The organism is Lentzea nigeriaca (assembly GCF_016907955.1).
Taxonomy (GTDB): Bacteria; Actinomycetota; Actinomycetes; order Mycobacteriales; family Pseudonocardiaceae; genus Lentzea; species Lentzea nigeriaca.
Genome location: NZ_JAFBCX010000004.1, coordinates 413,225 through 440,209, shown reverse-complemented (window position 1 = coordinate 440,209; position 26,985 = coordinate 413,225). Strand labels below are relative to the sequence as shown.

The following is a 26,985-nucleotide window of genomic DNA, read 5'->3' as shown; positions in this document are numbered from 1 at the left end:
GCATGGACGTCCTCGTCGTCGATCATCCACTCGCCAAGGCGAGACTCACAACCATGCGCGATGCGCGCACGGACAACGCTGCTTTCCGTGCCGCGCTGCAGGAACTCACCGTCATGCTGGTCTACGAGGCCATGCGTGAGGCGCCGCTGACCGAGGAGCGCACGCACACCCCGGTCGCGCGGACCACGGGCTACAAGCTCGCGAACCCGCCGCTGCTCGTGCCGGTGCTGCGGGCCGGTCTGGGCATGGCCGACCAGGCGCACAAGCTGATCCCGGACGCCCAGATGGGGTTCGTCGGCCTCGCGCGCGACGAGGAGACGTTGCAGCCCACCCCGTACATGGAGTCGCTGCCGGAGAACCTCGCGGGACGCCCGGTGTTCGTGCTCGACCCGATGCTCGCGACCGGCGGCTCGATGGCGTACACGATCCGGCTGCTGACCCAGCGCGGCGCGACCGACGTGACGGCCGTGTGCGTGCTCGCGGCGCCCGAGGGCATCAACCACCTCGAGGACTCCAAACTCCCGGTGCGTCTCATCACGGCGTCCGTGGACGAGCGGTTGAACGACTCCGGCTACATCGTCCCCGGCCTGGGCGATGCCGGTGACCGTCTGTACGGGGCGGTTTAGGACATACCTCCGATCGGACGTAGCAATGGTCTAGACCTCAGCCCTATGGTGCTGTGGACCACATCGCCGCTGCCGCGATCCGTATTGAGGAGAACCATGTCCAGACGGAGATGGGGTGTCGCCACGCTCGTGGTCGGCGCCCTGTCCGCGTCGCTGGCTTATGCGCCCGCGAACGCCGATGTCGAGACCGATGGGCACCACGGCTACTCGAAGACCCGCACGGTCGGGTACTTCATCCAGTGGGGCGTGTACGGCCGGAACTTCCGGGTCCGCAACCTCGTCGACAGCGGGGCCGCGGCGCGGCTCACGCACCTCAACTACGCCTTCGGATTCCTCGACGAGTCCGGCAAGTGCGTCAGCGCCGACCCGTGGGCCGACTGGCAGATGCCGTACACGGCGGAGCAGTCCGTCAGCGGCAAGGCCGACGAGCCGGGACAGGCCCTGATGGGCAACCTCAACCAGCTCAAGCAGCTCAAGGCCAAGTACCCGAAGCTGCACATCAACATCTCGCTCGGCGGCTGGACGGGCTCCCGTTACTTCTCCAACGCCGCGCTGACGCCGGAGTCGCGCGCCGCGCACGTGAAGTCGTGCACCGACATGTGGATCAAGGGCAACCTGCCGGGTCTGCCGGAGGGTGCCGCTAAGGGCGTCTTCGACGGCGTCGACCTCGACTGGGAATGGCCTGCCAGCAACGGCAACATGGAGCCGCCCAACGTCGTGCGCGACGAGGACCGCGAGAACTTCACGCTACTGCTGGCCGAGTACCGCAAGCAGATGGGCTGGAACCGCGACCTGACGGCGTTCCTCCCGGCCGACCCGAAGCAGATCGACAAGGGCTTCGAGGCCGGAAAGGTGTTCTGCTACCTCACCTTCGGCACGCTGCAGGGCTACGACTACCACGGCGCGTGGGACCCGGAGGCGAACCAGCAGTCCGCGTTGCGCGTGCCCAAGGGCGACCCGTCGGCGAACGAGTTCAGCTCCGAGGTGACGGTCGACGCGTGGCTGCGGCGCGGTGCCCCGCGGTCGAAGGCGGTGCTCGGCGTTCCGTTCTACGGCCGCGGCTGGACCGGCGTCGCACCCGGCACGCGCAACGGCCTGTTCGGCACGGGCACGCCGGCGCCTGCCACGTACGAGGCGGGCTACGAGGACTTCCACGCCATCAAGCCGAAACTCGCCGACCCGAAGTTCAAGATCTACCGCGATGAGCGAGCGGGCTTCGCGTGGATCTACGACGGCACGACGTGGTGGACCTACGACGACGCGACCGAGATGAGGCGCAAGGCCCGCTTCATCAACGCGAACCGCTTGGGCGGCGCGATGATCTGGTCGCTCGACGGCGACACCGCGGACGCTGAGCTGATCAAGGCGCTGCATGGCGCCTTGAGGTAGACGGACTGTCCGGATCGGACAGTTCAGCGGGTCCGGGGAGGTTTCGCGGCGGCCGCCTCCCCGGATTCCGCCAGCCAGCCCCTGCCGTGCGCGCGCAACGCCACCTCGTACGTGGCGGCCGCGTCGACACCGGGCGGCAGGTTTCCGTTGAGCTCCAGGCTCACCAGGCCGTGCGCGATGCCCCACATCGACATCGCGATCTGCTCGGGGTCGGAGTCCAGGAACACCCTCTGCTCGATCGCGCGCCGCACCGCGTCGATCACCGGCGCGAACGTCCTGCCGGCCGCGCGGCTCATCGCCTTCGTCGGTTCGACGACCTTCGAGTAGAGCACCGAGTAGAACTGCGGGTCCGCGAGCGCGCTGCGCCGGTACGCCAGCCCGATCTGGACCAGGTCCTCCGCGGGGTCGTCGGTGACCGGCACGGCCGTGAGGTGCGCCCCGAACCGGTTGAACGCCTCGTCGTAGAGCGCCTCGAGCAACGCCGGTTTCCCGCCGAAGAGGGAATAGACCGCCGTGGTCGAGGTGTTGACGTCGGTGGCGATCTTGCGCAGGCTCACCGCGGCGGGGCCCTCGGTGCTGAGCAGCTCGCCCGCCCGCTCGAGCAGACGCCGTCGCAGAGCGTCGTCGTGGGTCTTGGGCCGAGGCATCACGCAATCCTAACGGCCTCTGGTTTGTGTGGTATCACATTGGTACCGTGCCTGGAATGGCGATGACCTTGCGGTTGACCGAAGAGGAGAACCTGCGGCTCGCTGAACTGGCGCAGGCCGAGGGGCGCTCCAAGCAGGAGGTCGTGCGTCTCGCGATCGCGGACCGCTACCAGCGCATGCAGCAGGAGGAGAAGCTCGGCGAGGTGCTCGGGCGAGTCCTGCCCAAGTACCGAGGTCTTTTGGATAGGCTCGGATCTTCCTGAAACTGTCAGACCTCTGTGATCAACTGGGTGCCGTGATCTCCTACCTCGACGCCGGGGACCTCTTAGTGCTGGCCACGGCCGTGACCGGCGGCGACCTCGTCGTCAGGGACATCGGTCTGCTGGACACGGCGGCCTACCGTCCCCGCGCCACCGTTCTCGGCGTGGAGGCTTACGACACGCTGTGGTTGAAGTCCTCCGCCTTGCTCGACTCGATCGTGCGAACCCGCCCCCTGGTCGAGGGAAACTGGCGGCTCGGCTGGGTGTCCGCCGTCACGATGTGCGACATCAACGGCTACTGGATCGACGCTGACGAGGACGATGCGTTGGACCTGGTGCGCGCCCTGGGCCGGGACAAGATCGACGTCCCGGAGATGGCGGGCCATCTCGAGGCGTGGGGTCTTCCCAAGGATTCCGCTTGACCTAGAGCGCGCTCTAGGTCATAGCGTCGGATCCGTGAGTTACTCGATAGCCCAAGCCGCGCAGCGCAGCGGGTTGTCCATCGACACCCTGCGCTACTACGAACGAATCGGGCTCGTCGACCCGCCCGCGCGTGACTCGGGTGGTCGCCGCAGCTACTCGGATGAGGACCTCGGCTGGCTGGCCTTCGTGACGCGCCTGCGCACGACCGGCATGCCGATCCGCATGATGCGCGAGTACGCGCAGCTCAGGCACAAAGGCGACCTGACCACAGGGCGCCGCAAGCAGATCCTCGTCGACCACCGCGCCGACGTTCGCGCCCGCATCGCTGAGCTGCAGACGTGTCTGGAGGTGCTCGACTACAAGATCGACCACTACGCGGTGGTCGAGCGTGACTTGGAGGCCACGGCGTGAGCCGTTTCTTGGGTGAGCTGGAAGTCGGGCCGCAGGGGCTCGGCTGCATGGGAATGTCGGAGTTCTACGGCGCCGGCGACGAGTCGGAGTCGATCGCGGTGATCCACCGGGCCCTGGAGCTCGGCGTGACGTTGGTCGACACGGCCGACATGTACGGCCCGTACGTGAACGAGGAGCTCGTGGGCCGCGCGATCGCGGACCGTCGCTCGGACGTCGTGCTGGCCACGAAGTTCGGCATCGTGCGCGAGGAGGGCGGTGCCCGGTCGATCCGCGGCGACCGCGACTACGTGCGGGCGTCCGTCGAGGGCTCGCTGAAGCGGCTCGGCACCGACGTGATCGACCTGTACTACCTGCACCGCGTGCCGTCGGACACGCCCATCGAGGAGACCGTCGGCGCGATGGCCGAGCTGGTGACCGAGGGCAAGGTGCGGTACCTGGGTCTGTCCGAGGCAGGAGCCGAGACCCTGCGCCGCGCCCACGCCGTCCACCCGATCACGGCGCTGCAGAGCGAGTGGTCGCTGTGGTCGCGCGACATCGAGGCGGAGATCGTGCCGACCGCCCGTGAGCTGGGCATCGGCCTGGTGCCCTACTCGCCGCTCGGCCGCGGCGTGCTGACCGGCCGCTTCACGTCGGCCGCCGACTTCGGCGCCGACGACTTCCGCGCCGTCGGTCAGCCGCGCTTCTCCGGCGCCAACCTCGACACGAACCTGAAGATGGTCGAGGACCTGCGGGCACTGGCCGCCGAGCGCGGCGTCACGGCAGGTCAGCTGGCGCTGGCGTGGGTACAGCACCGCGGCGACGACGTCGTGCCGATCCCCGGCACGAAGCGCATCAAGTACCTCGAGGAGAACGTGGCTGCGGCGGCGCTGGAGCTGTCGGCGGACGACCTGGCCGCGATCGAGACCGCCGTGCCCGCCACGGCCGTCGCCGGTGACCGGTACCCGGACATGAGCGCCGTGGGTCGTTAGAACATACGTTCGAGGTAATCCCCAGGGTTGTCCACAGGTTGGGGACAAGTAGCTGTGGACAACCCTGGGGTCATGTGGACAACTGAGTCTCAGTCGTCATCTTCAGCGGTCGGCTTGCGCTTGGCGCGGTAGCTCTTCACGGATAGCGCCATGGCCAGCAGCGAGGCGATGACGCCTGCGGTGTCGTTGAGTGCGCTGAGAAGGTCGAGCACCGGTTCCTCTGCATTCCGCCGGTGTGCTCCCGCGGCTCCTGGAGAGGAACGACGAGGGTCCTCCGGCATTCAGGCATGCTGAATAGGCCGGAGGTCTCCCTCATCCGTGAAAGATCAACGGACCGGCGACACCGGAATCCTCTTGTCAAGGAGGATCCGTGCTGACGACATCGCCGTTTGAGAGGTACTCCCCTCTTATCCACAAGGCTACCGAGAACCGCCTACTCCTTTGGGGTGGAACCGGGCGCTGGGGGAGCCGCTAGTCCGCGAGGGTCGCCGCGACGGTGGCGCCGAGCTCCCAGCACGCCTCCAGGTCGGCCTTCGACGGCTCACCCGTGACGAGCACGTGCTGGGCGGCCTTCTCCCAGCCCAGCCCGGTCGTGGCCGTCTCCACACCGCGCACCGCACCCGTCGTGTCGTTGTTGCCGTGCATGTAGAGCTCGTACGGCCGACCGCGCATGCGCAGCCTGCCCGAGTGAGTCGGAAGCGAGAATTCGCGCCGTTGATCTATATGCTTTAGAAGGTGCAGCTAAGCCCTCTGTCACATTGTTCGCGCGGAGGGCTTTTTGTGTCCGACTTCGTCGGGTACGGCTTGTTGCCCTGTCGAGTGCGCTACTGTGTCTGCATGGAGTTCCTGAAAGTCGCGGGCAAGACGATTCAACGGCCGTCGTTCGAGGAAGAGGACCTTTCGGACGAGGTGGCCGCGTTCCGTGGTGACTTCGAACTCGAAGCGGTTCGAGTCCGGCAGGGCGATCAGTCGGGCGTCACTGGCGAGGGATCTATTTCGTTGGCGTTCGTGTCGGACGTGGACCTGTCGGAATCGCGTCTTGCTCCGCTCGAACTTTCGGACGTCAGGTTCGAGGAGGTGGACTTGGCGAACGCGGTCCTTGCTGATGTGATCGCGCGGAGGGTGGATTTTCTTCGTTGTCAGGCGATCGGGCTTCGAGTCTCATTGGGGCAAGCTTCGGATATCTACGCGGAGGATTGCCGGTTCGACTACGCGACCTTCAGGATTGATCAGGTGAAGAACGCTGTCATCTTCCGTCGGTGCTCATTCCGTGAAGCGGTGTTCGTCGGGGATCTTTCCAACGTCGTTTTTGATGAATGCGAGATGCCTCAAGTGGAGTTTGAGGCGACTCGCGCGAGCGGCTGCGACCTCACGACCTCCAGGCTTAGCGATGTCAGTGGGCTGTTGACGCTGCGAGGCGCGCGGATCGAGGCTGTTCAGGCCAGCTTCCTCGGTGTGCAGTTCGCCAAGGAGGCTGGCCTGACGATTGCGGGCTAGCTACTTCTTGTCCCAGTTGTCCCACGTGGGCCGATTGTCGAAGCCGCCGCCTCCGGTCACGTTGTCCCACGTGGGGTCATTGTCAAACGTGTTGATGCGCATAGGTGGCCGGCCTGTCCTGGTCAGCAAATCCACGAGCGTCGTTCGACACTCCAGGATCCTGGTCTCCAGCTGCTGTTGATTGGTCAAGACGTAGCACTCCTTCCAGTAGTGAAATCTTGCTGTTCCGGCAGTAGTTGGTTGTGGTTCCATCCATGCGGCCGTGCTCGAAGTAGCGGTTGGCCGGATTTCCGCCGCCGCAGAAGTTGAAGTATTGACATGTGAGCTGGCAGGTCTTGACTCCCTGGAAAAACTCGGAGATCCAGGAGTCTCCGGTTTTCGATCGCTCGACGATCTCGTTCAGGGTGTTTCGCAGTACGTTTCCGCTGGAGAACGTGCCGCGATTCGATGTGAAGCCCGCGAGTTCGGGGGAGATCAGGGTTACCGAGCCGTCATAGCCCACGGTCGGCAGTGGATTGATGAGCACTCCATCGCGGTGCGCAGCGCTGTCATTTCTAAGTACCGCACCCGCATAGCTGAGAGCCCGCTCAAGCTCTCGGACACGGACAATGGGGTTCTCGCGCCAACTCGCCGCGAGTGCTGTCCAGAAGTCAGTTACGACATCCTGGCGGTGAGCGTTGGTGGAGACGTTGACGCCTTCCTGCTCTTCGATGTTGACGCCGAGATGCGCGATCCCGTACTCCACGGCGAAGGCGTATAGCCTGCCAGCGCGCTCGGGTGTTGGATCGGACACCACCGCAATGGCGTGGACCTCATGACCGTGGGCGCGGAGAAGTTCTATGCCGCGCAACGCCTTTGCCTGCGTGGGCATCCGCCGCCGGTCTACGCGGCTCGCGTTGTCGGCGGGCGGGCCGTCGATGCTGACGCCCACGTGTACGTCCCGCTCTGCGAAGAACTCACACCACGCCTCGTCGATCAGCGTCGCGTTCGTCTGGACCACGTGCTTGACGTCGATCCCCGCGAACGCGTCCATCAACCGCCCGAGGTGGGAGCGACCGGTCGCCAGCGGCTCTCCGCCGTGCCAGCACACTTCGACCGTGCCGGACGTTGCCCACGGACGTACTGAAGCGGCTACCGCTTGTGCGACCGCGAGCGTCATGGTGTTCCGCTCGTGCCGGAACGGCAGGTAGCAATAGGTGCAGTCGAGATTGCACAGCGTCTCCGGCTGCATGATGACCGAGGTCGGCCGAAGGAAGAGTTGCTGCTCCATGATTCCCCCTCGTTCGTGACTTGGTCCGAGCGCTATTGGCGCCTCGGTCGCCGCCTCCACCACTTCCACGGGAAGCGATAAGCGAACGGCCATCGGTCTTTGAGCTGATCCCAGATGACGACGCCGATGATGAAGGCGGACGAGAGTGCGGCGAGGATCGCGCCGATGGTCTGTTCCCAACCCCAGTTCATGCCGACACCGCTCCTCGGGCGGTGGGCATCTCGGGCCACGTGAGCGCGATCCGGGCGACCACCTCGGCAACCGATCCGTAGGTCTGCAACGCCACAGCACTACCAACCATGCGGACTGCTTCGCACTCGTCTGGTCCGACGACGCGGACCAGGTCGCGGATGTCCACCTTGAGTTGGCGGATGTAGACCAGGCTCTCCGGTTCAGCGTCGAACTCGCCGAGCCGTCGACCCGCGAACCCCATCGCTGTCAGTCGGCTGACCGCGACCGACTCAGACGAGAACGGATTGTAGATCGTGCTCATGGCGGGTGAACCTCCCCGGTGGATCTGGTTGCCTGTAGTTCCTACCGGGAACAAACGGTGTTTATGCTGATCAACGCGTTTACAAGAGTTGACAACGCGGACCGGGAGCGGGCGTGTCGGAGCTGAGTGATGCCCTCAGGGCAGCGCGCGAGGCGGCCGGACTCAGCTTGTCCCGGATGTCCCAACTCACCCACTACAGCAAGCCGTACCTGAGCCTGATCGAGAACGGCAAGCGCAGGCCACTCCCGGACGTCGTCACCGCCTACGAACAGGCTCTTGGCGTGCCGCTGGGCAGCGATCCGGTGCGCCGCGCGCACGAGTGGCTTGTCTCGGACTCTCCGATTGCCGTGCAGAGCCGTTCCGGCCGCAGGGTTGGTGACTCCCTTGCGGACGCCGTAGAAGCTCGTGTGGTCGAGTTGCGGCACCTCGACGACGTGGTTGGAAGTACAGACCTCTTGCCCGCTGTGCGGCAAGAGCTGTCCGAGGCGGAGTCGTTGGTGCGTAACGGTTCCTACTCCGAAGTCACGGGGCGAAGGCTGCTGACCGCGACGGGTGAACTCGCCCAACTCGGCGGGTGGGTCGCATCGGACGCGGGCAAGTATGCGGAGGCTCAGCGGTTCTACCTCGGCGGCGTGTCCGCGGCTTCGGAGGCAGACGCCGATTCCCTTGCCGCACAATTGTTTTCCTCACTGAGCTACCAGATCGCGAACGTGGCCGACCCGCATGATGCGCTGTTGCTGGCGCGGTCTGCGGTGAAGGGTGCACGTGATGCCACGCCTGTGGTTCGGACGCTGCTGTTGGAGCGGGTGGCGTGGGCGAGCGCGAAGACGAAGGACCACGACGGAACACGGCGCGTGCTCGATGCCGTGGACGACGCGTTCGAGCAGCGGTCGCCTGGTATCGAGGAGCCTGAGTGGGTTTATTGGCTCAACAGAGGCGAAATCGACGTGATGGCTGGACGGTGCATGATCGAACTGGGTGACCCTGGCCAAGCTGAACCGCTGCTGTCAGCCGCTGTCGCCACCTACCCGGAGGAGCACTCCCGGGAAGTGGCGCTCTACCTCTCGTGGCTCGCGGAGTCGTACGCACGAGTTGGTTCCCTCGACGCTGCGTGGGACACGCTGAGTCGAGCGCGAGAGTTCGCTTCGCGGATGCCGTCCGCGCGGACAGACGACCGGTTCAACCTCCTGGACAGCTTGCTCAGGGCATGAGCTGTGCGGCGACCGTCGCGCCGAGCTCCCAGCACGCGCGCAGATCGTCTTTCGAAGGCTCGCCGGTCACGCTGACGTTCGGGGTCACCTTCTCCCACGCCAAGCCCGTGGTGATCGACTCAATACCGCGAATCGCTCCGGTCGTGTCGTTGTTGCCGTGGACGTACAGGCCGAACGGGCGGCCCCGCGTGGCGTCCAAACACGGGTAGTAGGCGAGATCGAAGAACACCTTGAGCGCGCCGCTCATCATCCCGAGGTTGGCGGGCGTGCCGAGGATGTAGCCGTCCGCTTCGAGGGCGTCGGACACGGAGGCGGACAGAGCCGGACGGCGCACGACCTCCACGCCTTCGATCTCAGGATCGGTCGCGCCAGAGACGACAGCCTCGAACATCGCCTGCGTGTTCGGCGACGGAGTGTGGTGGATGATCAGAAGCTTGGGCACGGTGCCAGGCTGCCTGGCGCCTCAATTGGTTGCAACGTCACTGCTAGCCTGAACGGCCTGGAAGTGGCAGGTAATGCCGCAACTGACGCACCACCTCCCCGGCTGTCGCGTGTCGGGGGAGTGAGCAGGTGGACTGCGTCGGTGCTGTGAGTGCTTCAAGTTCCGCGACAGGGGACCACACCATGTAAACGCCCGCGGAGCTCACGGTGGGCCCTAGTTGGTGTGAGGTCGTTGTGTCGGCTTGGTGGCTGGTAGCCGCATTCGTGATCTTGCGCGTGTTTGGAGCTGCGCTTCATGCGCTGGGTCTGCGAGAAGCATGGGTTGGCGGGTCTCAAGGCCGCCTCTGAGGCGCTCCGACGAACTCGCCCCTGGACCGTCTTGGAGAAGCTCGCACATGGCCGGAACACGCACGAACGCGGCCGTGACCAGGGCGAACGGTGAATGCTATTTCTTCGCGTTGTCACCGCTCATGTAGCCGAGGTTCGCGGGGGTCCCCAGCAGGTAGCCGTCGGCCTCCAGCACGTCCACAGCGGTTGTGGACAACGCGGCCCGCCGCACCACCTCAACACCCTCGATCTCGGGCGTGGAGGCGCCGGAGACCACGGCCTCGAACATCGCCTGCATGGTGGGCGACGGCGTGTGGTGGACGATCAGCAACCGCGCCATCAGTAGTCCATCTCGTAGTCGTCGGTCTTCGGCGGCGTGACGTTCACACCGAGCGCGGTCAGGTCCTCGGTGGTGACCGACTCGACGGTGGAGTCCACGAGGCCGAGCAGCTCCTCGACGATGTCGAGGTGCGCCTTCGCTGACATCCTGTTCAACGCGTGGATCTCTTGCACCTTGTCGAGGACGCCGCTGCCCTCCAGCTTGCGGATGAGCAGGCCGACCTCGCCGAAGTCGTCCATCGGACCGGTGATGGCCGCGTTCGACGCGATCGTGGCTTTCAGCATCATCTTCATCGCCATGTTGGAGTCGAGGTCGATGCCGAACGCCTTCAGCAGGCCGTCGCGCATCTCGACCTGGTGCTTCTTCATGTCGTCGCTGAACGCGCCGTAGAACATGTTGAGCCCGCGCTTGCCGGCCGGGTGGGCGTCGAGCACGGCCTGGGCGAGGTCACGCCGCGTGTACTCCATGAGCGGCAACATAGATGACCATGACCCGCGCCTCCTACGACATCGTCGCCGCCAGCTACGCCGAGCTCATCCCGGACGCGCACGACGGCCGCCCGCTCGACGCCGCGATCATGCGCGCGTTCGCCGAGCTCACCGAGGGTCCGGTCGGCGATCTCGGCTGTGGCACCGGCCGCATCACCCAGTACCTGCACGAGCTGGGCCTCGACGCGTTCGGCATCGATCTGTCCGACGGCATGCTCGACCAGGCGCGAAAGCGGTATCCGCACCTCAGCTTCACGCAGGGCGACATCACGAAGCTGGACCTGGAAGACGACAGCCTCGGCGGCGCGGTCGTCTGGTACTCCACGGTCCACATGCCCGCCGAAGAGGTGCCCTGGCAGGAGTTCCACCGGGTCCTCAAGCCTGGCGGACACCTGTTGCACGCGTTCAAGCTCGGCAACCTCAAGAACCACATGACGCACGCGTACGGCCACGACGTGGACCTCCACGTCTACTGGCACGACATCGACGAGACCGTGGACAACGCCACGAAAGCCGGCTTCAACGAAGTGGCACGGCTGCAACGTCAGAGGGATGTGGACGAGAAGGGGCCGCAGGCGTTTTTGTTGGTACAGAAACGGAACCCCGAAGCGCAGCAGACGTCCTAAAGGGTGTACACAGGAGGGACCATGAAGACCACCGCCCTTATGACCACCAGTCCTCGTCAGCGTCGCATCACCTGGGGTTTCGGCCTTGCGATCGGCATCGGGATGATCGGCATCGGGCCCCTCTTCGCGTCGCTGTGGCCGGGGTTCGACCACAGCCCGTGGGACGTCAACACGATGTTGCTCGGACTCGGCGTGGGGCTCTGCACGGTTGCGTACATCTTCGGGCGGATCGCCGTCGCGGCGGTCACGGAAGGACGTCGCAGCGCGATCGCCCCGCCGACCAGAAGGGCCTACTGGGTGGCCGGCGGGGGCTTCGCTCTTGCCGCGCTCTGCCTGATGATCGCGCTGGCTAGCTGACCAGCTCGGTCACCCTTTCCCTGAGCACGTCGAGCCGTTTGCGAGCCGAGGCACGGGCGGACTCCAGTCCGTCCGTGACCGGCTCGACGACCTCGAGGTACGCCTTGAGCTTCGGCTCGGTGCCCGACGGCCGCACGATCACGCGCACGCCGTCAGCGGTCCAGCGCAGCACGTCCGCGCCGGGCAACAGGTCTTCCGACGCGAAGTCCGCGGGAGGGTCGGCACGCAGTCGTGCCATCGTCGCGCCGATCAGCGACAGATCGGTGTAGCGCAACGAAACCTGGTCCGTCAGGTGCAGGCCGTGGTCGAGCGCCAGCTGGTCCAGCGCGTCCAGCAACGTGCGACCCGACGCCTTCAGGCCGGCAGCGAGATCAGCCGCGACCACCGCGGCCGAGATACCGTCCTTGTCGGCCACGAAAGCCGGATCGACGCAGTTGCCGAGCGCTTCCTCGTAGGCGAACACCAGACCTTCGCCCGCCCGTGCCAGCCACTTGAAGCCGGTCAGCGTCTCCGCGTACCGGGCACCGTGCGCGGCGGCGATCGACTTCAGCAGCGACGAGGACACGATCGTCGTCGCCACCAGCGGATCCGCGGACTCGGTGGTCGACAGCACGAGCGACCCGAGCAGCACGCCCGTCTCGTCACCGCGCAGCATCCGCCACCGGTCGCCGTCGCGAACTCCCAGCGCGCACCGGTCGGCGTCCGGGTCGAGCGCGATCGCCAGGTCCGCGTCCACCGACGCGGCAAGGGAAAGCAGCTCGTCGGACGCGCCGGGCTCCTCGGGGTTCGGGAACACCACGGTCGGGAAGTCCGGGTCCGGCACCGCCTGTGACCGCACCACGTGCACGTCGGTGAAACCCGCGCGCCGCAACGCTTCCACGGCGAACGCGCCGCCGACGCCGTGCATCGGCGTCAACGCGATCTTCAACTCACGGGCGTTCTGGCGCGGCAGCGAGGCCACGCGCTCCAGGTACTCGTCGATCTCGGCTTCGGAGACCGTCGAGTAGGACGCGTTTCGGGGCACCGACACCGCCGCCGGAACCGCCTCGATCGCCTTCTCGATCTCGCCGTCCGACGGCGGCACGATCTGCGAACCACCAGCCAGGTAGAGCTTGTAGCCGTTGTCCGCGGGCGGGTTGTGCGACGCGGTGATCTGAATCCCCGCCACCGCACCATGTTTGCGCACCAGGAACGCCAGGACCGGGGTGGGCAGCGGCCCCGGCAGCACCCGGACGTCGAAGCCCGCCGCCGCCATCACCTCGGCGGCTGCGGTGGCGAACTCCTCTGACCCGTGCCGGGCGTCGCGCCCGACGAACACCAGCCCGGACGTCCCGAGCCACGACGCCAGACCAGCGGTCGTGCGGACCACCGTGGCGACGTTCATGCCGTTCGTGCCCGCCCGCACCGGCCCGCGCAGACCGGCCGTGCCGAACGTGAGCGGCCCGGCCATCCGGTCCTGCAGGTCGGCCAGGGCGGCGGAGTCGCCGCCCATCGCCCGTGCCAACACGCTCTGCAGCTCGGTTCGGGTCGCCTCCGACGGGTCGTCGGCGATCCACCGGAACGTCGCGTCACGCAGTGCCGGCGTCAGGCTCATGCCCGGTCCACCAGCTCGCGCAGCAGCGTGCCCATGCGCTGGGCGGCGGCGGCACCGGCCTCCAGCACCTCCTGGTGGTTCAGCGGCTCACCGGTGATGCCCGCCGCGAGGTTCGTGACCAGCGACAGACCGAACACCTCGACACCCTCGGCGCGCGCGGCGATGGCCTCGTGCACGGTCGACATGCCGACCAGGTCCGCACCCATCGTGCGCAGCATCCGGATCTCGGCGGGCGTCTCGAAGTGCGGGCCGGGAAGCCCCGCGTACACGCCCTCCTCGAGCGACGGGTCGATCTCCTGCGCCAGCTTGCGCAGCCGCGGCGAGTACAGGTCCGTGAGGTCCACGAACCGCGCGCCGACCAGCGGCGACAGCGAGGTCAGGTTGAGGTGGTCGGAGATCAGCACGGGCTGCCCGACGGACATGCCCTGCCGCAGGCCACCGGCGGCGTTGGTCAGCACGATCGTCGACACGCCGGCAGCGGCGGCGGTGCGCACGCCGTGGACGACCTTCTGGACACCCTTGCCCTCGTAGCCGTGGGTGCGGCCGAGGACGACGAGGACCTTCTTGCCACCCACCTCGACGGAACGGATGGTGCCGCCGTGCCCGAGCGCGGTCGGCGCCTCGAAGCCCGGAAGCTCGCCCACGGGGATTTCGGTCTGCGGCTCACCGATCACGTCGGCGGCGGGCCGCCAGCCGGAGCCGAGCACGATCGCGATGTCGTGCTTCGCCACGCCGGTGCGGCTCTGGATCTCTTCCGCGGCCTTGCCGGCCAGCTCTTCTGGAGTCACCGCGAGAGCTTAAACCGGGGCGAAGGTGGAGGCGATCGCGTCGAACAGCCGGACTCGCGCCTCGTCCTCCTGTTCTGTGGGGACCACCACTTCGACGACCCACAGGTCGTTGCCGTACGGGAGCACGCGGGAGAAGTGCGACCTCCGCAACGCGTTGGATTCGTCACCCTCGACGGTCTTGTAGACGAACTGGATGCTGTCCTCGCTGTGCGGCCCCGCGAGGTTCGGCGTGATCACCTTCTCGCCGCCGAAGAACCGGCCGGGCCACCGCGCCTGCACGGCGGCCGTGTACGTGCTGATCTTGCGCGTCGGGTAGAAGTCCGGGAACCGCTGCACCGCCACCTCGTACGCGCCGGTGTCCGACACGAAGTGCACGACCGCCGACGGAGGCAACAGCTTGTCGCCGGCGCGCTGTTCCGCGTACATCGCCCAGCTCGCCTCGACGTTCAGCCTGAACTTCCCGCCCTGGTCGCCGATCGCGGTCACCGCCGAGGCCGTCCGCGGCTGCAGCGTGGGTGCGGTGGGCAGGGTCGGCAGCGTCTGCACCGTCTGTTCGGTCGGCGGCAGCAGCGACGCACCCGCTGCCAGTCTGGTGAGCGCGAATCCGCCACCCGAGCCCGCGATGAACAGCAGGATCGCCGCCACCAGCAGGAACGTGGTGGCGACCCGGCCGCGCTCCCGGCGCTGCGCGATCGGCTTGGTGATCATGAACGGCAACGGCCCGGGGTCGTCGGCCAGCGGCGCGTCCGGTTCGATCTTCGGCTTGGGTCGCACGATGACCGGCAGCGGCACCGACTCGCGGACCTCGAACGCGTCGGTGCCCGGCTCCGGCAGCAGCGGGTAGACCTGCTTGCGCACGTCGACCAGCGACAGCCGCTCCGCCGGGTCCTTCCGCATCAACCCGCTGATCACCGGCGCGAGCCGCCCGGCACCCGCCGGCACCGGCACCTCGCCGTTGATCACGGCGTTGATCGTCTGCATGACGTTCTTGCCCACGTACGGCGGCTCACCGGCCATCGCGGCCCACATCGTCGCGCCCAGCGACCACCGGTCGGCGGCCTCCGAGACATCACCGCCCTGGGCGACCTCCGGCGCGATGTAGGCGGGCGTGCCCAGCGTGATGCCGCGCGCGGTCATGGTGGCCTCGGCGACGTTGCGCGCGATGCCGAAGTCCGTGAGCTTGACCCGCCCGTCGTCGGCGATCAGCACGTTGCCCGGCTTCACGTCGCGGTGCGTGATGCCGGCCCGGTGCGCCGCCGCCAGTGCCGCCGCGACCGCGTCCAGCACCGCCGCGCCCTGCTTCTCGGTGAGGCAGCCCTGCTCCTGCAGCACCTCGCCCAGACTGCGCGACGGCACCAACTCCATCACCACGTACGGATCGCCGTCGTGCTGCACGACGTCGTAGAGCGTCACGAGGTTCGGGTGGGAGAGCGCGGCGACGGCACGTGCCTCGCGCATCGTCCGTTCCCGCAGCTCATCGGCTGCGGCGGCGGGCATGCCGGGTGGCCGCAGGATGCCCTTCACGGCGACCTGGCGGCGCAGCACCTCGTCGTGGGCGGCCCAGACGGTGCCCATCGAGCCCTGACCGAGCAGGTGCAGCAGCCGGTACCTAGCCGCGATCAAGCGCTCCTGGTCCTCCACGCCGTCATTCTTCCTGACAGACTGACTGCATCGTTAACGGCGGTGAACCTCACATAGCCGTGCCGGTACTGGTCGGTAACACTGCACCTCATGATGGAGTTGGCCTTGCCCGCCGAATTCCGCCCGAACGAGTTCCCCTCAGCGTCGAGGGAACAGTGGCGTGAGCTGGTCGACGCCGTCCTCGCGAAGACCGGTGCGAGTTTCGACTCGCTGGTCACCAGGACTTATGACGGCATCGAACTCCAGCCGCTCTACACGCTCGACGACGCGTTGCCTCCCTACGCGCTGGCGCCGGCCAAGCAGGGCTGGGACGTTCGGCAGCGCCACGCCGTGCCCGATCCGGTCGCTTTGATGAACGACCTGGAGGGCGGTGTCACCTCGCTGTGGCTCGCCCTGCCGGCTTCGTCGCTCGAACGCGTGCTGGACGGCGTCTACCTCGACCTCGCGCCGATCGTGCTCGACGGCGACGTCGAGGCCGCCCGCACGATGCTGCGGATCTACGACCAGGCACCGGTGCTGGCCGAGCAGGTACGGGGCAACCTCGCTTTGAGGCCTTCTCGTGATGCGTTGGACGTCATCAAGCAGGCCTGCGGGCAGTTCCCCTCGCTGCGGACCGTGGTGGTGGACGCGCTGCCGTTCCACGACGCGGGCGGCTCGGACTCCGAGGAGCTGGGCGCCTCCATCGCCCTGGGAGTGTCGTACCTGCGCGCGCTGACCGACGCCGGGCTCGACGTCGCGCAGGCGTTCGCGCAGCTGGAGTTCCGCTACGCCGCGACCGCCGACCAGTTCATGACCATCGCGAAGCTGCGCGCCGCACGCCGGCTGTGGGCGCGCGTGGCCGAGGTGTCCGGTGTTGACGTGCCGCAGGTGCAGCACGCCGTGACGTCGTCCGCCATGATGACCCGCCGCGACCCGTGGGTGAACATGCTGCGCACCACCGTGGCGACGCTGGCCGCCGGTCTCGGCGGTGCCGACTCGGTGACGGTTCAGCCGTTCGACGCGGCCATCGGGCTGCCGGACGAGTTCGCCCGGCGGATCGCACGCAACACGCAGAACCTTCTGCTGGAGGAGTCGCACCTCGGTGAGGTGATCGATCCCGCTGCCGGGTCCTGGTACGTGGAATCGCTGACCGACTCGCTGGCCGGTGCCGCCTGGTCGTGGTTCCAGGAGATCGAACGCGCGGGCGGGTTCGCTGCCGCGCACGGGCTGATCAGGGACCGGATCGCGGCGACCTGGGCTGCGCGCTCGGCTCGGCTCGCGGATCGGAGCGACCCGATCACCGGTGTGAGCGAGTTCCCGAACCTGACCGAGAAGCCGGTCGTCCGCGACCCCGCGCCGGAACTGCCCACAGGCGACTTGCCGCGCGTCCGATACGCCCAGGCCTTCGAAGAGCTGCGCGACCTCGCCGACGCACAGCCCGAACGCCCGCAGGTCTTCCTCGCCACCCTCGGCCCGGTCGCCGCCCACACCGCGCGCGCCACCTTCGCCGCCAACCTGTTCAACGCGGGCGGTTTCGCCACGCCGAACGCGGGCCCGACCAAGACGCCGGACGAGGTGGCCGAGAAGTTCAAGGCGTCCGGTGCGAAGATCGCGGTCGTGTGCGGCAGCGACAGCAGCTACGCCGACCTGGCCGTCCCGACCGTCGAGGCGCTGCGTGCGGCGGGCGCGGAACGGGTACTCCTGGCAGGCAGGAAGAGCGACGCGACCGTCGACGGCTACGTCTACCTTGGCTGTCCGGCGCTGGAAATCCTGAACAACACCTTCGAGTTCCTTGCCATCGAAGAATCCAAGGGAGTGGAGCGATGATCCCCAACTTCGCGGACATCGACCTCGGCCCGCTCCCGTCGGCGAAGTACGAGACCGACCTGCCGGCTTGGGAGACGCCGGAGGGCATCGCGGTCAAGCCGGTCTACGGTCCGTCCGACGTGGACGGGCTGGACTTCCTGGAGACGTACCCAGGCATCGCGCCGTTCCTGCGCGGCCCGTACCCCACGATGTACGTCAACCAGCCGTGGACCATCAGGCAGTACGCGGGCTTCTCGACGGCAGAGGAGTCGAACGCCTTCTACCGCCGCAACCTCGCGGCCGGGCAGAAGGGGCTGAGTGTCGCGTTCGACCTCGCCACCCACCGCGGCTACGACTCGGACCACCCGCGCGTCGCCGGTGACGTCGGCATGGCCGGTGTCGCGATCGACTCGATCTACGACATGCGCACGCTGTTCGACGGCATCCCGCTCGACAAGATGTCCGTGTCGATGACGATGAACGGTGCTGTGCTGCCGGTTCTCGCGCTCTTCGTGGTCGCGGCCGAGGAGCAGGGGGTGAAGCCGGAGCAGCTCATGGGGACCATCCAGAACGACATCCTCAAGGAGTTCATGGTCCGCAACACCTACATCTACCCGCCGCAGCCGTCGATGCGGATCATCTCCGACATCTTCAGCTTCACCAGCCAGCACATGCCGAAGTTCAACTCCATCTCGATCTCCGGCTACCACATGCAGGAGGCGGGGGCGACCGCCGACCTGGAGCTCGCCTACACGCTCGCGGACGGCGTCGAGTACATCCGCGCCGGCAAGGCGGCCGGGCTGGACGTGGACGCGTTCGCACCGCGGCTGTCCTTCTTCTGGGCGATCGGCATGAACTTCTTCATGGAGATCGCCAAGATGCGGGCCGCGCGCCTGCTCTGGGCCAAGCTGGTCAACGGCTTCGAGCCCAAGAGCCAGAAGTCGCTGAGCCTGCGCACGCACTGTCAGACGTCCGGCTGGTCGCTCACCGCGCAGGACGTGTTCAACAACGTCGCGCGCACGTGCGTCGAGGCGATGGCGGCGACGCAGGGCCACACGCAGTCGTTGCACACCAACGCACTCGACGAGGCGCTCGCGCTGCCGACGGACTTCTCCGCGCGCATCGCCCGCAACACGCAGCTGCTGCTCCAGCAGGAGTCCGGCACGACGCGCGTGATCGACCCGTGGGGCGGCAGCGCGTACGTCGAGCGCCTCACCAACGAGCTCGCGAAGAAGGCCTGGGAGCACATCACCGAGGTCGAGAAGGCCGGTGGCATGGCCCGCGCGATCGACGAGGGCATCCCGAAGCTGCGCATCGAGGAGGCCGCCGCCCGCACGCAGGCGCGCATCGACTCCGGCCGGCAGCCCGTCATCGGCGTCAACAAGTACCTGGTGACCGACGACGAGCAGATCGAGGTGCTCAAGGTCGACAACGCCGGGGTGCGCGCGCAGCAGCTCGAAAAGCTGCGCAGGCTCAGGGAAGAACGCGACCAGTCCGCTGTGGACAGTGCGCTCCGGCAGCTCACGAACGCTGCGACCGGCGGTGGCAACCTGCTGGAGCTGGCGATCAACGCCGCCCGCGCCAAGGCGACCGTCGGCGAGATCTCCGAGTCGCTCGGCAAGGTGTGGGGGCGGCACAGCGCCCAGATCCGCACGATCACCGGTGTCTACCGCCAGGAGGTCGGCCAAGTGTCCAATGTGGACGCCTGCCGCGAGGTCGTCGAGGCGTTCGCGGAGGACGAAGGCCGCCGGCCGCGCATCCTGGTCGCCAAGATGGGCCAGGACGGGCACGACCGCGGCCAGAAGGTGATCGCGACGGCGTTCGCGGACCTCGGCTTCGACGTCGACGTCGGCCCGCTGTTCCAGACGCCGGAGGAGGTCGCGCGGCAGGCCGTCGAGGCCGACGTGCACATCGTCGGCGTGTCCTCGCTCGCCGCCGGCCACCTCACGCTGGTGCCCGCGCTGCGCCAGGAGCTCGCGAAGCTCGACCGCGAGGACATCATGATCGTGGTCGGTGGCGTGATCCCGCCGCAGGACTTCGACGAGCTGTACGCGGCGGGCGCGGCGGCGATCTTCCCGCCCGGCACCGTCATCGCGGACGCGGCCAAGGACCTGCTGCTCAAGCTCGCCGACCAGCTCGGACACCATGCCTAGGGTGATCGACGTCGCCGAGTACACCAGGGGTGTGCTCGGCGGCAGCCGCGGGATGCTCGCCAGGGCGATCACGCTCGTCGAGTCGAAACGCGCCGACCACCGCGCGAAGGCCCAGGAGCTGCTGATCGAGCTGTTGCCCAAGTCGGGCAACGCGATCCGCGTCGGCATCACCGGCGTGCCCGGCGTGGGCAAGTCGACGTTCATCGACGCGCTCGGCACCATGCTGGTCGAGAAGGGCCACCGGGTGGCGGTGCTGGCCGTCGACCCGTCGTCCACCCGCACGGGCGGCAGCATCCTGGGTGACAAGACCCGGATGGCACGGCTCTCGGTCAACGAAAAGGCGTTCATCCGGCCATCGCCGACGTCCGGCACGCTCGGCGGTGTCGCGCAGGCCACCCGCGAGACGATCGTGCTGGTCGAGGCCGCGGGGTTCGACGTCGTGCTGGTCGAGACGGTCGGTGTCGGGCAGTCGGAGGTGGCCGTCGCGAACATGACGGACTGCTCGTTGTTCCTGACCCTGGCGCGCACCGGTGACCAGCTGCAGGGCATCAAGAAGGGCGTGCTGGAGCTCGCGGACGTCATCGCGGTCAACAAGGCCGACGGCGAGCACGAGATGGACGCCCGCAAGGCCGCGCGGGAGCTGGCCGGGGCGTTGCGGCTGCTGCGCCCGCCGGACGCGTTGTGGCACCCGCCGGTGCTCACTTGCTCTGGTCTCACCGGAAACGGGCTCGAAGAGCTGTGGTCCCGCGTGCTGGAACACCAGTCCACTCTGAGGGAAGCCGGTGAACTGGACGAGCGTCGTCGGCGTCAGCAGGTCGAATGGACTTGGATGATGGTTCATGACGAACTGTGGCGGCAGGTCCGGGAGAGCACCGCCGTGCGCGCGATGGCGCCCTCTCTGGAGGAGAAGGTCAGGTCTGGCGAACTGACCGCAACGCTTGCCGCGGAGCAGATTTTGAAGGCGTTCCAATCGGACTCTCGGTAGCGATGTAACTAGTTTGGGTGACCTTCGACCGAGGTATTCGTTGTAGAGTTCAGGTCATGTCGAGGTTGCTGCTGGCCTGCGTGTTCGCGCTGATGGGCGTCTTCGGGATCGCCGGGACATCCGTTGCCGGGGGGAGCGCGAACGCTGTTGTGGCAGCGCAGCAGACGACGGCCGTGAACCCGGCTCCCGACGTGAACGCGCCGCAGGAGCCGTCGCCGGAGGTGCGGCAGGAGACCAAGCGCAAACTGTGGATCGGCGGAATCGCGCTGGGCCTGTTCGTGCTGGTCTACTACCGGAACAAGAAGCGGTGGGCGAAATGGCGCAAGGAGCGGGCGGCGAAGAAGGGCTGAGCCGACCGTTCGCCGGTTGTTCGAGCTGAGACGATTCGTCCCAGCCAGTGGGACGCGATAGCCAAATTTAAGCGTGCTTCTCGACCATTTGCGTCATCGTTGATCGGTCAGACCGAAACTCGCTCGCCGCTCGGCGCAGCGCTGCGACCGGCCAGCCGGTTGATCATCATCAGCGCACTGCGCCTCACAGGTGGTGATGCAGGATGGTGAGCAAATGAGTATCGACTTGAAGATGAGCACACGCTCGACCGTCGAGCGGTACTCCGACGCGCTGCTGGACCTGTCTCACTCGATCCACGCCGAACCTGAGCTGGCTTTCGAGGAGTACCGCAGCGTCGAGAAGATCACCTCCCTGCTGGCCCGCGAGGGTTTCAAGATCGACCGCGGCGTTGCGGACCTCGACACCGCGTTCGTCGCCACCTACGGCGACGGCGAGCTGGTGCTGGGACTTTGCGCTGAATACGACGCGTTGCCCGAGGTCGGGCACGCGTGCGGGCACAACGTCATCGCCGCAGCCTCGGTCGGCTCGGCGCTCGCTCTGCGTGACATCGCCGACCGTCTGGGTATCACCGTGAAGGTGATCGGGACTCCGGCGGAAGAAGTCGGCGGCGGCAAGGTGCTCATGCTCGAACGCGGCGTCTTCGACGACGTCTCGTTCTCGATGATGGTGCACCCGGCGCCGTACGAGTCGTGTGCCGCCCGATCGCTCGCGATCACGGACCTCGAGGTGCACTACACGGGCAAGCCGTCCCACGCGGCCGCAGCCCCGCACCTCGGCATCAACGCCGCGGACGCGGTGACCGTCGCGCAGATCTCGATCAGCCTGCTGCGGCAGCACCTCGAACCCGGCCAGATGGTGACCGGTATCGTCACCAACGGCGGCACGGTGCCGAACGTAATACCCGCTCGCGCGTCGGCGATGTTCGATGTGAGGGCGGAGAACCTGGAATCGTTGCAGCGCCTGGAGAACCGGATCCGGGACTGTTTTCAGGCCGGCGCGCTCGCGACCGGCTGCACCCATGAGGTCGTGCAGGTCTCACCGATCTACGCCGAGCTGACTCCCGACCCGTGGCTCGCTGACGCCTACCGGCGTGCTGCCACTGAACTGGGACGACGACCGCTCTCGCCCGAGCAGGAACAGCGAGAGAAGATCGGGAGCACCGACATGGGCAACGTCACAAGAGTGTTGCCCGCCATCCACCCGACCATTGCCATTGACTGCGGAGACGCGGTGAACCACCAACAAGAGTTCGCGACCGCCTGTGCCTCGGCGTCGGCCGACCGTGCGTTGCTCGAGGGAGCACTCGCCATGGCCTGGACGACGATCGCGACAGCCACCGATTCCCAGCAGCGCGCACGGCTGCTGGCCCGCGGAGGTGCGGCGTGACGGTCCTGGACTCCCGTCCATCGGGCTCCTCAACTGTGACGACGTCCACCGAGATGCTCGTCGACCCCACCGGGGTGAGCATGTCTCCTGTGGATGATCTCGGAGAGGGCCGCGGTCCCGCGTGGCTCGACGACTGGTTGAAGGCACACGCCTCCGACATCGTCGCCTGGCGCCGCCACATCCACGCCAACCCCGAGCTGTCCCGCAACGAGTACAACACCACCGAGCTCGTGGCGAAGCTGCTCCGCGAGGTGGGCCTCAAGCCCCGCATCCTCCCCGGCGGCACCGGCCTCATCTGCGACGTCGGCAACGGCCCCCGCTGTGTGGCGTTGCGCGCCGACATGGACGCACTGCCGTTGCCGGAGAACACCGGTCTGCCGTTTGCGTCCACTGTGGACGGTGCGTCGCACGCGTGCGGTCACGACGCCCACACGACGGTCCTGCTCGGCACCGCCCTGGCGCTCGCGTCGGCCACCGAACTGCCCGGCCGCGTCCGTCTGGTGTTCCAGCCGGCCGAGGAGGTCATGCCGGGCGGCGCACTCGACGTGCTGGCCGCCGGTGGTCTCGACGGTGTGGAGCGGATCTTCGGCCTGCACTGCGACCCGCGCCTGCAGGTCGGCCGCGTCGGCACCAGGATCGGCGCCATCACGTCGGCCTCCGACCTGCTCGAGCTGCGCCTGTCCTCGCCGGGCGGCCACACCTCGCGCCCGCACCTCACCGCGGACCTCGTGCACGCGCTCGGCACCGTCATCACCGGCCTGCCGACGATGCTGTCCCGCCGCGTCGACCCGCGCTCCGGCACCGTCCTGGTGTGGGGCGCGGTCCACGCGGGCGAGGCACCGAACGCCGTCCCGCAGGACGGCCTGCTGCGCGGCACGCTGCGCACCGGCGACCGCGACATCTGGGCCGAGCTCGAACCGCTGGTCAAGGACCTGGTGACCGGTCTGCTGCTGCCCACCGGCGTCGGCTTCGACCTGCACCACCGCCGCGGCGTGCCCCCGGTCGTGAACGAGCGCGAGTCGACCCAGATCCTGCGCGCCGGCATCGAGGCCGCCCTGGGCGACGACGCCCTGGCCGGCACCGAGCAGTCGTCCGGCGGCGAGGACTTCGGCTGGTACCTGGAGCACGTGCCCGGCTCGTTCGCGCGCCTCGGCGTGTGGAACGGCCAGGAGGAGCAGCGCGACCTGCACCAGCCGACGTTCGATCTGGATGAGCGCGCCCTCCTCGTGGGTGTTCGCGTCATGGTCCACACGGCCCTGGCGGCGCTGGCCTGAGTTCGTGATCGAGGAAGCGCGCCGGTCTCTGGCGAACCTCGTCGGTGAGCGACGGCAGTACGTCGGACGTGCTGCCGGCCTCATCTGGGTGGGCTTCGGCGCGCTCCGCGTCGTGACCGGCCACAACGGCAGGACCCGTGAGATCGCCGAGTACGCACTCCACCTCCAGTGCCCGTGGCGGCTGCTCGACGGTGATGAGGTCGTCACCGGGTCGTACGACGTCCACCAACCGAGACCTGGTTGGTCCGGTGACGACGACTTCGACTGGGACGTGCAGGGCGCCAACAGGTTCGACGCACGAGCCAGGAAGCTGACCGCGTACCTGGCAGAAGAATCGGTCGTCGTGACGGCGGCCGACGTCACCGCGTGGTGTGACCTGACCATCTCGTTCTCGGACGGCCTCCGGCTCGACGCGCTGAGGACGGGCTCGGTGCGCCACGAGGAGTGGCGCTTCTTCCGGCCCTACCGCGACGACGAACAGGTTGTCGTGTTCCAAGCTCCCGAGAACGCCTGATCAGCTCACCGGCTCTTCCAGTTGGGGGCGTGCTTCGGGTGCCGCCGCCCGAACGGCATCTGCCGCCTGGTCGTCCGGCTTGGTCTGGGACGCGCGCTCGGCCTCGACGCGGGCGTTGTAGATCTCGACCTCGCGCTTGATCGCGTCCTCGTCCCACCCGAGCACCGGTGCGATCAGCCGTGCCACCGCCTCCGCCGACTCGACGCCGCGGTGGGCGTACTCGATGGAGATGCGAGTGCGCCTGGTGAGCACGTCCTCGAGGTGCATGGCGCCCTCGTGCGACGCCGCGTAGACCGCCTCGACCTGCAGGTAGTCGGGGGAGGCCGGGATCGGCTTCAGCAGGTCCGGGTTGTCGGCGGCGAGCGACAACACCTCGTGCACCAGTGAGCCGTAACGGTCCAGCAGGTGCCGCACGCGGTACGGGTGCAGGCCGTGCTTGGCCGCGAGTTGATCGGCCTGGTTGACCAGCGCGTGGTAGCCGTCGGCGCCGACCAGCGGCACCTTGTCGGTGATGGACGGCTGGATCCGGCCGGGCAGGTCGACATGTGCCGCATCCACGGCGTCCGCGCCCATCACCCGGTACGTCGTGTACTTGCCGCCCGCGATCGCGACCAGTCCGGGCGCGACCCGAGCCACCGCGTGCTCGCGGGAGAGCTTCGACGTCGAATCGGATTCGCCCGCCAGCAGAGGACGAAGGCCCGCGTAGACGCCCTCGATGTCGTCGTGCGTCAACGGCGTGGCGAGCACCGAGTTGACGTGCTCGAGGATGTAGTCGATGTCGTGCTTGGTCGCCGCCGGGTGGGCCAGGTCGAGGTTCCAGTCGGTGTCGGTGGTGCCGACGATCCAGTGGTTGCGCCACGGGATCACGAACAGCACGGACTTCTCGGTGCGCAGGATCATCCCGGACTCTGCGACGATCCGGTCGCGCGGAACGACGATGTGCACGCCCTTCGACGCCCGCACCCGGAACCGGCCGCGCGAGCCGGAAAGGCGCTGAAGCTCGTCGGTCCACACGCCCGTCGCGTTGATCACCGCGTGCGCCCGCACGTCGACCTCGCGGCCGTCCTCGACGTCCCGCACACGCACGCCGGACACGCGGTCCGCCTCGCGCAGGAAGCCGACTACCTGGGTCGACGTGCGGACGACGGCGCCGTAGTGCGCGGCGGTGCGGCCCACCATCATCGTGTGCCGCGCGTCGTCGGCCTGGGCGTCGTAGTAACGGATGCCGCCGATCAACGCATCCCGCTTCAGCGCGGGCACCAGCCGGAGCGCGCCCGCACGGGTCAGGTGCTTCTGGCCCGGTACGGACCGGGCACCGCCCATCGTGTCGTAGAGGAAGAGGCCCGCCGCCGTGTACGGCCGTTCCCACACCCGGTTCGACAGCGGGTACAGGAAGCTCACCGGCTTCACCAGGTGGGGTGCGATGCGCGTCAGCATCAGCTCGCGCTCCCGCAGCGCCTCGCGGACCAGGCCGAACTCGAGCTGCTCCAGGTACCGCAGGCCGCCGTGGAAGAGCTTGGAGGACCGGCTCGACGTGCCCGACGCCAGGTCACGGGCCTCGACGAGCGCCACCCGCAGGCCTCTGGTGGCCGCGTCGAGTGCGGCGCCGACACCGACGACACCGCCGCCGATCACCACGAGGTCGAACGTCTCCGCCCCCAGCCGCTGCCACGACTCCTCGCGTTCGGCCGGGCCCAGCCTGCCGGTGATCGGCGGGGCGGAGGGGGTTTGCGGTGCTGCAGCTGCGTTCTTGCGCGTGGCCACGACAGACGCCTCCCTGTGACGACTCGCGAATCACGTTACCTGCAGCAACCACCCTTCGCCCACGGGCGGGCACACCAGAATCGAACGGCCTGAAAACGGCCTGACCTCGTGTGCTGGGCGTGGACAACCCATCAGCGCGGTAATAGCGTCCGAGCACGTTGTGGGCGGGCGGCGCGGCCTGACCTCCCGGGGTGTGCGCTCCCTCCTAGCCACAAACGAGGGAGGTCGACGATGAGTGCAGGATCGATCTTCGTTTGGGAGCTGCTGGGGACCGCGGTCCTCATCCTCCTGGGCACCGGTGTCGTCGCGAACCAGGTGCTCAAGAACACGCTCGGCAACAGCACCGGGTTCCTGTTCGTCAACGTCGGCTGGGCTTTCGCCGTCTTCACCGGTGCGAGCATCGCCAACCCGAGCGGGGCTCACCTGAACCCGGCCGTGACGCTGGGACTCGCGATCGCGGACAAGACGCCGTGGGCCGACGTTCCGTTCTACATCCTGGGGCAGATGGTCGGCGCGATCGTCGGTGCGATGCTCTGCTGGGCTACGTACAAGATGCAGTTCGACACGCACGATCAGCCGCAGAACACGCTCGGCATCTTCTCCACCGGGCCGACGGTGCCCAACGTGCCGTGGAACCTCGTGTCCGAGATAATCGGCACGTTCGTTCTCGTCGCATGGATTCTGCTGTCGCCGCCTGCCAAGGCCGCGGCAGGCGGGGTGCCGCAGTTCGGCAACTCGGCGCTCGGGTACGCGGGTGTCGCGTTCGTCGTGCTGGTGATCGGTACGTCGCTCGGCGGCCCGACGGGGTACGCCATCAACCCGGCGCGCGACCTCGGTCCGCGCATCGCGTACGCGTTCCTCATGCCGATTTCCAACAAGGGCAACGCCAACTGGGGCTACTCGTGGATCCCGGTCGTCGGCCCGCTCGTGGGTGGCGCGCTCGCCGCGTTGCTCTTCCTGGTTCTCCCGGTCTGAA

The 26,985-nt window shown here is 67.7% G+C and carries 29 protein-coding genes and 2 pseudogenes; 18 read left to right on the top strand and 13 right to left on the bottom strand.

The genetic code is table 11. From position 1 onward, the window contains the following. Positions 1-2: 2 nt before the first annotated feature. The gene (gene upp / locus JOD27_RS16515; protein WP_204763127.1) at positions 3-626 is read left to right on the top strand and encodes a uracil phosphoribosyltransferase; all 624 of its coding nucleotides are present in this window, start codon (positions 3-5) and stop codon (positions 624-626) included. A 96-nt stretch (positions 627-722) separates the two neighbouring features. Continuing rightward, positions 723-2,015: a glycoside hydrolase family 18 protein gene (locus JOD27_RS16510; protein WP_204763126.1), complete on the top strand. Its 1,293-nt coding sequence runs from the start codon at positions 723-725 to the stop codon at positions 2,013-2,015. 23 nt (positions 2,016-2,038) lie between these two features. Here JOD27_RS16510 and JOD27_RS16505 read toward each other — a convergent pair whose 3' ends face one another. After that, positions 2,039-2,662: a TetR/AcrR family transcriptional regulator gene (locus JOD27_RS16505; RefSeq protein ID WP_204763125.1), complete on the bottom strand. Its 624-nt coding sequence runs from the start codon at positions 2,660-2,662 to the stop codon at positions 2,039-2,041. Between the two features lie 56 nt (positions 2,663-2,718). Here JOD27_RS16505 and JOD27_RS16500 point away from each other — a divergent pair, with 56 nt between their 5' ends. The 4 genes from JOD27_RS16500 to JOD27_RS16485 are packed head-to-tail and all read left to right on the top strand — an operon-like array spanning position 2,719 to position 4,724. Next, entirely contained in the window at positions 2,719-2,925 is a 207-nt protein-coding gene (locus JOD27_RS16500) for a YlcI/YnfO family protein (RefSeq protein WP_030470728.1), read from the top strand. Positions 2,926-2,957: 32 nt separating this feature from the next. After that, a complete protein-coding gene (locus JOD27_RS16495) occupies positions 2,958-3,344 on the top strand; it encodes a type II toxin-antitoxin system death-on-curing family toxin (RefSeq protein WP_045315410.1) in 387 nt (128 codons plus the stop codon). Between the two features lie 34 nt (positions 3,345-3,378). Then, a complete protein-coding gene (locus JOD27_RS16490; RefSeq protein ID WP_204763124.1) occupies positions 3,379-3,756 on the top strand; it encodes a MerR family transcriptional regulator in 378 nt (125 codons plus the stop codon). 47 nt (positions 3,757-3,803) lie between these two features. Then, positions 3,804-4,724, top strand: a complete 921-nt coding sequence (locus tag JOD27_RS16485; protein ID WP_204763368.1) for an aldo/keto reductase — start codon at positions 3,804-3,806, stop codon at positions 4,722-4,724. Between the two features lie 89 nt (positions 4,725-4,813). On the opposite strand, the gene JOD27_RS46065 is transcribed toward JOD27_RS16485, so the two are convergent. Together JOD27_RS46065 and JOD27_RS16480 are read right to left on the bottom strand one after the other, a co-directional pair. Further along, complete coding sequence (locus JOD27_RS46065; RefSeq protein ID WP_275591694.1) at positions 4,814-4,936, bottom strand: hypothetical protein; 123 nt, start codon at positions 4,934-4,936, stop codon at positions 4,814-4,816. Positions 4,937-5,195: 259 nt separating this feature from the next. Further along, positions 5,196-5,393: pseudogene (locus JOD27_RS16480) on the bottom strand (flavodoxin family protein); the annotation flags it as partial. 168 nt (positions 5,394-5,561) lie between these two features. Between JOD27_RS16480 and JOD27_RS16475 the strand changes: the two are divergent. Beyond that, positions 5,562-6,221: a pentapeptide repeat-containing protein gene (locus JOD27_RS16475; RefSeq protein ID WP_204763123.1), complete on the top strand. Its 660-nt coding sequence runs from the start codon at positions 5,562-5,564 to the stop codon at positions 6,219-6,221. On the opposite strand, the gene amcA is transcribed toward JOD27_RS16475, so the two are convergent. The 3 genes from amcA to JOD27_RS16465 all read right to left on the bottom strand — a co-directional run bounded on the left by amcA (position 6,222) and on the right by JOD27_RS16465 (position 7,984). Continuing rightward, entirely contained in the window at positions 6,222-6,323 is a 102-nt protein-coding gene (amcA, locus tag JOD27_RS47160) for a multiple cyclophane-containing RiPP AmcA (RefSeq protein WP_372441701.1), read from the bottom strand. It lies immediately after the preceding gene. Beyond that, complete coding sequence (amcB, locus tag JOD27_RS16470) at positions 6,304-7,491, bottom strand: cyclophane-forming radical SAM peptide maturase AmcB (RefSeq protein ID WP_204763122.1); 1,188 nt, start codon at positions 7,489-7,491, stop codon at positions 6,304-6,306. Before amcB ends, amcA begins: the two co-directional genes overlap by 20 nt. 187 nt (positions 7,492-7,678) lie before the next feature. Further along, positions 7,679-7,984, bottom strand: coding sequence for a hypothetical protein (locus tag JOD27_RS16465; protein WP_204763121.1), 306 nt, complete (start codon positions 7,982-7,984; stop codon positions 7,679-7,681). A gap of 113 nt (positions 7,985-8,097) precedes the next feature. Here JOD27_RS16465 and JOD27_RS16460 point away from each other — a divergent pair, with 113 nt between their 5' ends. Further along, positions 8,098-9,195, top strand: a complete 1,098-nt coding sequence (locus JOD27_RS16460; RefSeq protein WP_204763120.1) for a helix-turn-helix domain-containing protein — start codon at positions 8,098-8,100, stop codon at positions 9,193-9,195. Here the strand turns inward: JOD27_RS16460 and JOD27_RS16455 are convergent. The 3 genes and pseudogenes from JOD27_RS16455 to JOD27_RS16445 all read right to left on the bottom strand — a co-directional run bounded on the left by JOD27_RS16455 (position 9,185) and on the right by JOD27_RS16445 (position 10,770). After that, positions 9,185-9,637 carry a flavodoxin family protein gene (locus JOD27_RS16455; protein WP_204763119.1) on the bottom strand — a complete coding sequence of 151 codons (453 nt, stop codon included), beginning with the start codon at positions 9,635-9,637 and terminating at the stop codon, positions 9,185-9,187. The two genes, JOD27_RS16460 and JOD27_RS16455, sit on opposite strands and share 11 nt — an antisense overlap. Before the next feature lie 462 nt (positions 9,638-10,099). Next, positions 10,100-10,303: pseudogene (locus JOD27_RS16450) on the bottom strand (flavodoxin family protein); the annotation flags it as partial. Further along, the gene (locus tag JOD27_RS16445) at positions 10,303-10,770 is read right to left on the bottom strand and encodes a hypothetical protein (RefSeq protein ID WP_204763118.1); all 468 of its coding nucleotides are present in this window, start codon (positions 10,768-10,770) and stop codon (positions 10,303-10,305) included. The pseudogene JOD27_RS16450 and the gene JOD27_RS16445, both read right to left, overlap by 1 nt. Positions 10,771-10,790: 20 nt before the next feature. Here JOD27_RS16445 and JOD27_RS16440 point away from each other — a divergent pair, with 20 nt between their 5' ends. Together JOD27_RS16440 and JOD27_RS16435 are read left to right on the top strand one after the other, a co-directional pair. Further along, positions 10,791-11,417 carry a class I SAM-dependent methyltransferase gene (locus JOD27_RS16440; protein WP_239567170.1) on the top strand — a complete coding sequence of 209 codons (627 nt, stop codon included), beginning with the start codon at positions 10,791-10,793 and terminating at the stop codon, positions 11,415-11,417. Between the two features lie 21 nt (positions 11,418-11,438). Continuing rightward, the gene (locus JOD27_RS16435; protein ID WP_239567169.1) at positions 11,439-11,774 is read left to right on the top strand and encodes a hypothetical protein; all 336 of its coding nucleotides are present in this window, start codon (positions 11,439-11,441) and stop codon (positions 11,772-11,774) included. Here the strand turns inward: JOD27_RS16435 and JOD27_RS16430 are convergent. From JOD27_RS16430 to JOD27_RS16420, 3 genes are read right to left on the bottom strand one after another with little or no spacing between them, the layout of a single operon-like run. After that, the gene (locus JOD27_RS16430; protein ID WP_204763116.1) at positions 11,767-13,368 is read right to left on the bottom strand and encodes a phospho-sugar mutase; all 1,602 of its coding nucleotides are present in this window, start codon (positions 13,366-13,368) and stop codon (positions 11,767-11,769) included. The two genes, JOD27_RS16435 and JOD27_RS16430, sit on opposite strands and share 8 nt — an antisense overlap. Next, a complete protein-coding gene (locus tag JOD27_RS16425) occupies positions 13,365-14,156 on the bottom strand; it encodes a purine-nucleoside phosphorylase (protein ID WP_204763115.1) in 792 nt (263 codons plus the stop codon). Before JOD27_RS16425 ends, JOD27_RS16430 begins: the two co-directional genes overlap by 4 nt. Before the next feature lie 9 nt (positions 14,157-14,165). Further along, positions 14,166-15,797 carry a serine/threonine-protein kinase gene (locus JOD27_RS16420; RefSeq protein WP_307830157.1) on the bottom strand — a complete coding sequence of 544 codons (1,632 nt, stop codon included), beginning with the start codon at positions 15,795-15,797 and terminating at the stop codon, positions 14,166-14,168. Positions 15,798-15,887: 90 nt separating this feature from the next. Between JOD27_RS16420 and JOD27_RS16415 the strand changes: the two genes are divergently transcribed. The 7 genes from JOD27_RS16415 to JOD27_RS16385 all read left to right on the top strand — a co-directional run bounded on the left by JOD27_RS16415 (position 15,888) and on the right by JOD27_RS16385 (position 24,245). Then, positions 15,888-17,603: a methylmalonyl-CoA mutase family protein gene (locus tag JOD27_RS16415; protein ID WP_204763114.1), complete on the top strand. Its 1,716-nt coding sequence runs from the start codon at positions 15,888-15,890 to the stop codon at positions 17,601-17,603. After that, positions 17,600-19,735, top strand: coding sequence for a methylmalonyl-CoA mutase (scpA, locus tag JOD27_RS16410; RefSeq protein ID WP_204763113.1), 2,136 nt, complete (start codon positions 17,600-17,602; stop codon positions 19,733-19,735). Before JOD27_RS16415 ends, scpA begins: the two co-directional genes overlap by 4 nt. Then, complete coding sequence (meaB, locus tag JOD27_RS16405) at positions 19,728-20,720, top strand: methylmalonyl Co-A mutase-associated GTPase MeaB (protein WP_204763112.1); 993 nt, start codon at positions 19,728-19,730, stop codon at positions 20,718-20,720. The genes scpA and meaB overlap by 8 nt, the downstream gene beginning before the upstream one ends. A 56-nt stretch (positions 20,721-20,776) precedes the next feature. Further along, on the top strand, positions 20,777-21,070 hold the full coding sequence (locus JOD27_RS16400; RefSeq protein ID WP_204763111.1) for a hypothetical protein: 294 nt from the start codon (positions 20,777-20,779) through the stop codon (positions 21,068-21,070). A gap of 214 nt (positions 21,071-21,284) precedes the next feature. Then, positions 21,285-22,457 (top strand): M20 family metallopeptidase, encoded by a 1,173-nt coding sequence (locus JOD27_RS16395; protein ID WP_204763110.1) that lies wholly within the window; start codon positions 21,285-21,287, stop codon positions 22,455-22,457. Beyond that, a complete protein-coding gene (locus JOD27_RS16390; RefSeq protein ID WP_204763109.1) occupies positions 22,454-23,731 on the top strand; it encodes a M20 family metallopeptidase in 1,278 nt (425 codons plus the stop codon). Before JOD27_RS16395 ends, JOD27_RS16390 begins: the two co-directional genes overlap by 4 nt. A gap of 4 nt (positions 23,732-23,735) precedes the next feature. Then, the gene (locus JOD27_RS16385) at positions 23,736-24,245 is read left to right on the top strand and encodes a hypothetical protein (protein ID WP_204763108.1); all 510 of its coding nucleotides are present in this window, start codon (positions 23,736-23,738) and stop codon (positions 24,243-24,245) included. Here the strand turns inward: JOD27_RS16385 and JOD27_RS16380 are convergent, their stop codons facing one another. Next, the gene (locus tag JOD27_RS16380) at positions 24,246-25,955 is read right to left on the bottom strand and encodes a glycerol-3-phosphate dehydrogenase/oxidase (protein ID WP_204763365.1); all 1,710 of its coding nucleotides are present in this window, start codon (positions 25,953-25,955) and stop codon (positions 24,246-24,248) included. Positions 25,956-26,240: 285 nt separating this feature from the next. On the opposite strand from JOD27_RS16380, the gene JOD27_RS16375 reads away from it, so the two are divergent. Then, entirely contained in the window at positions 26,241-26,984 is a 744-nt protein-coding gene (locus JOD27_RS16375) for an MIP/aquaporin family protein (protein ID WP_204763107.1), read from the top strand. The last annotated feature ends 1 nt before the right edge of the window (position 26,985 follow it).